Origin of the sequence: Gracilibacillus oryzae, assembly GCF_009498735.1 — a bacterium.
In the GTDB taxonomy this organism is placed as follows: Bacteria; Bacillota; Bacilli; order Bacillales; family Amphibacillaceae; genus Gracilibacillus; species Gracilibacillus oryzae.
Genome location: NZ_ML762426.1, coordinates 95,425 through 103,058 on the forward strand (window position 1 = coordinate 95,425; position 7,634 = coordinate 103,058).

Annotated in this window: 6 protein-coding genes and 1 other annotated feature; of the genes, 5 read left to right on the forward strand and 1 reads right to left on the reverse strand. The window is 39.5% G+C overall.

Features of this window, described 5'->3' with window-relative positions; all coding sequences use genetic code 11:
* Nucleotides 1-9: 9 nt before the first annotated feature.
* From ytxC to F9U64_RS05785, 3 genes are all read left to right on the forward strand, one after another.
* The gene (gene ytxC / locus F9U64_RS05775; protein ID WP_228275607.1) at nt 10-852 is read left to right on the forward strand and encodes a sporulation protein YtxC; all 843 of its coding nucleotides are present in this window, start codon (nt 10-12) and stop codon (nt 850-852) included.
* 43 nt (nt 853-895) lie between these two features.
* Nucleotides 896-1,119 (forward strand) — a binding site (T-box leader).
* A gap of 60 nt (nt 1,120-1,179) precedes the next feature.
* Nucleotides 1,180-3,123, forward strand: a complete 1,944-nt coding sequence (gene thrS, locus F9U64_RS05780) for a threonine--tRNA ligase (protein ID WP_153402067.1) — start codon at nt 1,180-1,182, stop codon at nt 3,121-3,123.
* 190 nt (nt 3,124-3,313) lie between these two features.
* Nucleotides 3,314-4,480, forward strand: coding sequence for an amidase (locus F9U64_RS05785; RefSeq protein ID WP_153402068.1), 1,167 nt, complete (start codon nt 3,314-3,316; stop codon nt 4,478-4,480).
* A gap of 62 nt (nt 4,481-4,542) precedes the next feature.
* Here the strand turns inward: F9U64_RS05785 and F9U64_RS05790 are convergent, their stop codons facing one another.
* Complete coding sequence (locus F9U64_RS05790) at nt 4,543-5,979, reverse strand: flavin-containing monooxygenase (RefSeq protein WP_153402069.1); 1,437 nt, start codon at nt 5,977-5,979, stop codon at nt 4,543-4,545.
* A gap of 334 nt (nt 5,980-6,313) precedes the next feature.
* Here F9U64_RS05790 and F9U64_RS05795 point away from each other — a divergent pair, with 334 nt between their 5' ends.
* Nucleotides 6,314-7,348 (forward strand): XdhC family protein, encoded by a 1,035-nt coding sequence (locus F9U64_RS05795; protein ID WP_153402070.1) that lies wholly within the window; start codon nt 6,314-6,316, stop codon nt 7,346-7,348.
* The coding region (locus tag F9U64_RS05800; protein ID WP_194287292.1) for an NTP transferase domain-containing protein at nt 7,335-7,634 on the forward strand (300 nt) is incomplete at its 3' end. The genes F9U64_RS05795 and F9U64_RS05800, both read left to right, overlap by 14 nt.

Here is a 7,634-nt window from a genome sequence, read left to right on the forward strand (position 1 = left end):
TTGTTAGAAGTGTTTTTTAAGCACATGAATGAGGCGGAATCATTTTATCAATTTATAAAGGAAGACTGTGAGGATTGGAAGGTATACAGAAAACGTGGCGATATTCATACAGTACATGTTTTTCCGGGGGATGAGTTGGAGTGGGAGCAATGCAAGAAGAAGCTATCACAGCTGTTAAGCAGTGTGTATATAAAACATAGAGAATATCAGGCAATTCAAACCATTCTGGAAAAAACGTATCGCTTTACAAACCCAGAGGAAAAAGAACGGATAACAAGTTTGGCAAAGTCATTAATTGAAAAAGATGAAGACATTTACGAACATCGCATCCATCAGCATGAGTTACACGATATTCTTCAAGCTATTTTCCTGCTTCATACGGAGAAAGAAATGGTCCGATTTGATTCGATTGTTCATTTCAGGTTTCATCATTATTTAGAGCAACTAACAGAATTGGTTGGTCTTGCCATTGATGAATTTAAACGAGAAGAAGACTATCAATCGTTTATTCATTCCGTTCGTGAATTTATCGCACGGAAACAGCCAGAAGTTGATGTAATTTATGTGTTAGAAGGCAACCAGTATCATTTCTTTAGAGAAGATGGAACACCGTATAAAACTGCAGAGCTGAATGAAGTTATGGAAAGATTTCCTCTTTATATTTTTGGCTTACAGGAAAATGAATGGAATATTTCCCCGCTGATTATGCTTGCACCGAACCATGTGTACATGTTTGGAAATGATCCTTCAGAGACTCGCCTAACAACGGTAATTAATATCTTTCAGGAGAATTGCACCTTTTTTCCGATAGAAGAATTTCCCTTTCCAATAGAAGTAGAAAAAGGCTCTTGATTTTTCCTCAAACTGTCGATATAATAAACGGCATAGATCAATATTTATTGTTATGATGAGGACAAGATAGTCTGATACGGGTTTCTGTTAGAGAGGAAAGTCATGGCTGAAAGCTTTCTGTTACACGACATACTATTACCACCTCTGAACTCTGCTTATGAACAAAGTAGTAAGCAGCGACTCGTCATCGTTATCGATTAGAATGAAGCCATACAGTTGTATGGAAAATTGGGTGGAACCACGGGTATAACAACGCTCGTCCCTTTACTATTGGAGTAGAGGGATGGGCGTTTTTTAGTATTTAAAGGAAAAAAGGAGCGTTAAGAAATGAGTCAAATTCAAATTACTTTTCCAGACGGATCGGTTAAATCTTTTGAAAAAGGAACAACTGGTGAAGATATTGCACAATCCATTTCACCAGGTTTGAAGAAACAAGCAGTAGCAATTAAATTAGATGGTACATTCTATGATTTGCGTACACCATTAGAGCAAGATGGAGCGATCGAAATCGTGACATTGAAAAATGAAGAAGGATTGGATATACTTCGTCACTCAACGGCACACTTGATGGCACAAGCAATTAAACGTCTTTACAAAAATGTAAAATTAGGTGTAGGTCCGACAATCGAGAACGGTTTCTATTATGACATTGATATGGAAGAGACAATCACACCAGAAGATCTCCCGCGAATTGAAAAAGAAATGAAGCGGATTGTAGATGAGAACTTGGAAATTGTTCGTAAAGAAGTGAGCCGTGCGGAAGCAAAAGCGAAATTTGAAGAAATTGGCGATGAGCTGAAACTGGAGCTTTTAGAAGCCATTCCGGAAGATGAGAAAGTAACCATCTATGAGCAAGGTGAATTTTTTGATCTATGCCGCGGGGTGCACGTTCCACAGACAAGTAAGATTAAAATCTTTAAATTATTAAATATCTCTGGTGCATACTGGCGTGGAGACAGTAATAATAAGATGCTTCAGCGTATTTATGGAACAGCATTTGAAAAACAAACACAGCTTGATGAATATTTACGACTTCGTGAAGAAGCAAAAGAACGTGACCATCGTAAACTTGGAAAAGAACTAGGCATCTTTACGATTTCACAAAAAGTTGGTCAAGGCCTTCCAATTTGGCTGCCGAAAGGTGCGACAATCAGACGTACAATTGAACGTTATATTGTGGACTTAGAGGAGCGTTTAGGTTATAACCATGTTTATACACCAGTACTTGGAAGCAAGGAATTATATAAAACAAGCGGTCACTGGGATCATTACCAGGATGATATCTTTCCGCCAATGGAAATGGATAATGAGGACCTTATCCTGCGTCCAATGAACTGTCCGCACCATATGATGGTTTATAAAAACGAATTGCACAGTTACCGAGACTTACCAGTTCGTATTGCCGAACTTGGTACAATGCACCGTCATGAGATGTCAGGGGCATTGGCAGGACTTCAGCGTGTAAGGGGTATGACTTTAAATGATGCCCACATTTTTGCCCGCCCTGATCAATTAAAAGATGAATTCAGCCGTGTGGTGGAACTTGTACAGAATGTATACAAAGATTTCGGCATTGAAGATTATCACTTCCGTCTGTCTTACCGTGATCCGGAAGATACAGAGAAATATATTGATAATGACGAAATGTGGGAAAAAGCACAAGGTATGCTGAAAGAAACAATGGAAGACCTGAAGTTAGACTATGTGGAAGCAGAAGGTGAAGCAGCATTCTATGGTCCGAAATTGGATGTTCAAGTAAAAACAGCACTTGGCAAAGAGGAGACATTATCAACTGTACAGTTAGACTTCTTATTACCAGAGCGCTTTGATTTAACTTATATTGGGGAAGATGGGAAAGAACACCGTCCTGTTGTTATTCACCGCGGTGTTGTATCAACAATGGAACGTTTTGTTGCCTTCCTGTTAGAAGAATACAAAGGGGCATTCCCAACATGGTTATCTCCAGTACAGGCACGAATCATTCCAGTTTCTAATGAAGTGCATTTGGATTATGCAGAAAAAGTAGAAGAAGAACTGCGTTTTGCTGGAGTACGAGTAGAACTAGATAAACGTGATGAAAAAATCGGCTATAAAATTCGTGAAGCACAAACAGCAAAAATTCCATTCGCTCTTGTAGTTGGTGACAAGGAAGTAGAAGCGGGTGCAGTCAATGTTCGTCGCTATGGAGAGAAAGATTCCGAAACAATCAGCTTTGAAGAGTTTAAAAACTTAATCCAAGCAGAAATAAATGAGAGAAAATTACGCCAATAATCAGCAGAAGGAACTCCCTTAGTGTAGGGGAGTTTCTTTTTATTTGTTGCTGCTTTTCGCAAACTTACTGTAGCTATCATAAGATAAATTTTGTTCCAATTTAATCGTAAGAAAAGCTCACATTCTAATCGCAGTTTCCTGAATTTTGTGTTAAAGATTAATAGATGACTGTGCACACGGAGGGGTACAAATGAATGATAAATGGCAGGCTTTTGTCAATAAAGATATCAGAATTATTCCAGAGGTGAAGGGGACATTAAGTGAATATACTTTTGCTGTAAAAGATGTGTTTGATATTAAAGGAAATACAGCCAGTGCAGGAAATCCTTATTGGCGGGATACACACCTACCTGCTGGGAAGACAGCTGACAGCATCACATCAATGACAGATAATGGAGCGGCACTTGTCGGCGCCACTTTAACAGATGAATTAATGTACAGTTTGAGTGGCAAAAATCACTATTTTGGTACACCAATTAATCCAGCTGCTCCGAATAGAATACCTGGTGGTTCATCTAGTGGCTCAGCGGTGGCTGTTGCCTCGGGATTAGCAGATTTTTCACTGGGAACAGATACTGGCGGAAGTATCCGCATACCATCAAGCTTTTGCGGAATATATGGATTTCGTCCGTCACATGATTATATTTCTATGGACGGAGTCATACCTCTAGCGAAGAGCTTTGATACAGTCGGTGTAATGGCCCGAAGCATGCCTGTCCTTGCCAAGGTTGCGGCATTATTATTACATAAAAGCCCTCCATCCAGTTCTGCTTTTAAAAAAGTGATTTTTCCAACAGATGTCTGGGATTTGGCAGAAACTCCTGTAAGACAAGCAAAAAAAGATATTGAGCTTCCGAAGTTAGAGATGAGAGAAGAGATTCTCGCAGAAAACAGGCTGGAAGAGTGGAAGGAGACATTTCGGGTTATCCAAGGTTATGAGATATGGGAAAATCATGGCGAGTGGATCGAAAATGCAAAACCAATTTTTGGCCCCGGAATACATGATCGGTTTCTTTGGACGAAAACAATCACAGAAAAACAGATAGCAGCAGCTCGCAAAAAGAGGGATGAGATTCTACTTAAAATGCAGGCAGAGCTGGATGAAGAGACCCTCATTGTGATGCCGACAGCACCAAGTATTGCACCACTGATCAGTGATTCAAGTGACCAGTTACAAGAACACAGAGAGAAGCTTTTGATGATGACATGTATTGCGGGATTAAACAAGTTGCCGCAAGTGACTGTTCCTTGGATACAATACAATCAGGCGCCTGTCGGATTATCATTCCTTGCTGCAAATGGTCAAGACAGGAAACTGATTGAATTTGTGAGTCAATTTTCTGGACAGAAATTTTGATTACGGAATAGGAAAAAGTCGAAGGGCACCCTTCGACTTTTCTTTTTCACTATATTAGTAAATTACCCTTTTATTAACATTTCTTTTTCTGCAGTGATTGTGCCGGTAAATTCCTCTTCTTTATACTCAAAGTAATCTGCTAAAATTTTATCCTGCTCCTCCATAAAGAGTTGATCAGCAACAGCCGATGCGAGCTTCGGCAGGGCAAATCGTAATCCGGACAAGGCAGAAGCAGAGAGGCCAGAATTGATGATTGCCGAATAGTTGAATGCAAAGATACCATGTATCAGCTTCTCCCATTTTTTTTCTTTCGCTTGTAAGGCGAAACCTTCGCTAAGATAGGGATGTGCATCTAACAAAGGATTAGCATTTTCTGCGGGGGCATTGTAGCAGTCTGCCCATCTTAAAATATATGGTTCAATCAGTTTTAGTTCAGGACGTAAGGCTGGGTCTGTGATTAATCCTGTACTAACCAGCAAAAAGTCAAAATCATATGCTCCTTTATCTGTATATACTTTCACACCGTTGTCCGCTGCCTCTACTTTTTTCCAAGGTTCACCAATATGTAAATGAAATCCTTGTTTTGTACTGGCTCTATCATATGTGTCATTTGTTGGCGGTTGATTATGCTGGAAAAAATGTGCCATAATTTTATATTTTTGCTGATCAGAGAAGGTATGGTATCGATCAATCATTCCAGATGGTTCCATAAATCGTATCGGATTAATTCTAGGGAAGTCTTTGCGACGCATAAAAACGTCTGCTTCTTTCACCCCTGCTGTGAGAGCAAAATTCGCATTATCAAAAGCAGAGGCACCTCCGCCTAGTATAGCAATTTTTTTATCCTGTAATAATGAGAAATCGATGGAAGATGAGGTGTGGGCATAATATTCCCTTGGTACATGGTTTGTGATAAAGTCTGGTACATGCCATTCTCCTCCACCTTGTATCCCTGTTGCTAGAATTACTTTCCTTGCCAAAAGCAGCTCAGAATGTTTTCCTTGTTCGGTTGTGTGTAACTGAAATACTCCTTGTTTAATCGGTTCGATTAATTTTAATGTTACTTCATTTTTAACAGGAATCCGGAGTATTTGACGATACCAGCGCAGATAATTCATCCAATCATGACGAGGAATTTTGTCCAAAGCATCCCAGCCACTTTCTCCAAATTGTGCTTCCCACCATGCCCGAAAAGTTAAAGAAGGAATGCCGAGGTCAATGGAAGTTAACTTTTTCGGTGTTCTCAGTGTCATCATGCGTGCATATGTCTCCCAGGGTCCTTCCGATCCTTCCTTATTTTCATCAATTACGAGAATATTGGTGATTTTCTCTCGCATTAATGCAAAGGCAGCACCTAATCCGCTCTGCCCGGCACCGATAATGATGGCATCATATACATGGGAGTCATTATGCGTATCGGATTTCAGCCAGCTCTGTTCAGGGATATTTAAAAAAGAAAGATCCTTCTTAACCTGTTTATTTAAATCTTCTAAACTCATTTCTTATCATCCCTTCTTTTTGATGGTGTAAATAAAAGTTCCTTTTAATGTTATTTAAATCAGATTATCATCTAGATAAATAGGAATCTACGGATAATTCATCTAAAGAAAGGAGGGTTTGATTGTATATATTAACTAATAGCGTATATATTGTTAAATTATCTTACAAACAATGGTGAAATTTTAGATAAAATAAACAAATTAACCGTCTGATTTAAGTTAATATTGCTAATGACTTCGGTTTGCTCATAAATTAAACTGTAATATAAATTACAAACTAACATAGTTTGTTAAGGATAATAACATATACCATTTGCGGGCAGGTGGGAAGTTGATGATAGATATTCATGAAATATTGGAGCATGTGAGTAGTGATGCGGATGAAAAATTTCTTGCGACGATCGTCCATGTTGATGGTTCTGCTTATAAAAAAGAAGGGGCAATGATGCTGGTCCGGAAAGATGGTACACGTATCGGAATGCTGAGTGGCGGATGTTTGGAAGAGGATATCGTTGCACGAATCGAGCATTCTGAATTCGGCAGTAAGCCGGAAATGATTATTTATGATATGAAAGAAGAAGATGAGCAATTATGGGGACAGAACACTGGTTGTAATGGTGTGATTTCTGTATTAATAGAACCTGTAACGAAACTGCTGCAACAAGATTTAGCTCAAGTGAAGAAAAAGCTTGATAAAGGACAGAACGTAATCTTATTAAAGGAAATACCTGATGAAGAAAGTGAAATGAATTACCTTTTCTATACAGAAGGAGGACAGATCATTGGCAGAAAAGGCGTGTGGCTTGAGAATCTGATTCCTTTTATCCCTGGGGGAGCGGCAACTGGCACTAAAAAGATCGGTCAATCTGGGAAGCGGGTGTATGTGGCTCAATTGAAAGCTAAACCGCGATTGCTTATCTTTGGAGCAAATGATGATGTAAAGCCATTAGTGAGGCTTGCTGCAAATGTAGGGTTTAGAGTAGAAATTGCAAGCTGGCAAGAAGCTTACTGTCATGAAGCGAATTTCCCTGATGCTTCCCATTTCTATATTGGTTTTCCAAATGAATTGGAGCGGCAACTAACATTTTCGGTGAGGGATTTTATTATTCTGCAAACACATAATTTCCAGCGGGATCAGGAATTGCTTGCATTTCTGAAGGAAAAAAATCTGCAATATATCGGTATATTAGGATCAAAGCGAAGGACAAAACGTTTACTAGGTTGTGAGAATTTCCCTGACAATGTGTACTCCCCTGTTGGACTGTCAATCGGTGCGCAAGGGCCAGAAGAAATTGCTGTAAGTATTGTAGCAGAACTGATTCAGCAAAAGTATAAGCTGAAAGGAGCAGCTATCCGTGAATCGGGATAAAGTTTATGGCATTTTTTTAGCGGCGGGAAAAGGGGAGAGGATGGGAGGGGATAAGTTAGCACTGCCGATTGGCGAGGATACCATCGGCAATATGACTTTATCAAAAGCCTTACAATCCTATCTTGATCATATTTTCGTTGTAGCAAAAAAGACGGATGATTTAAGTTGGATAGCGCAAAAAAATGAAAGGTGGAGTCGTGTAGATAGTGAGAAGGCAGAACTTGGTCAGTCTCATTCTGTCAGAGCAGGAATTCAAGCGGCGATGTCTTACAATGCGGAGGCTGTC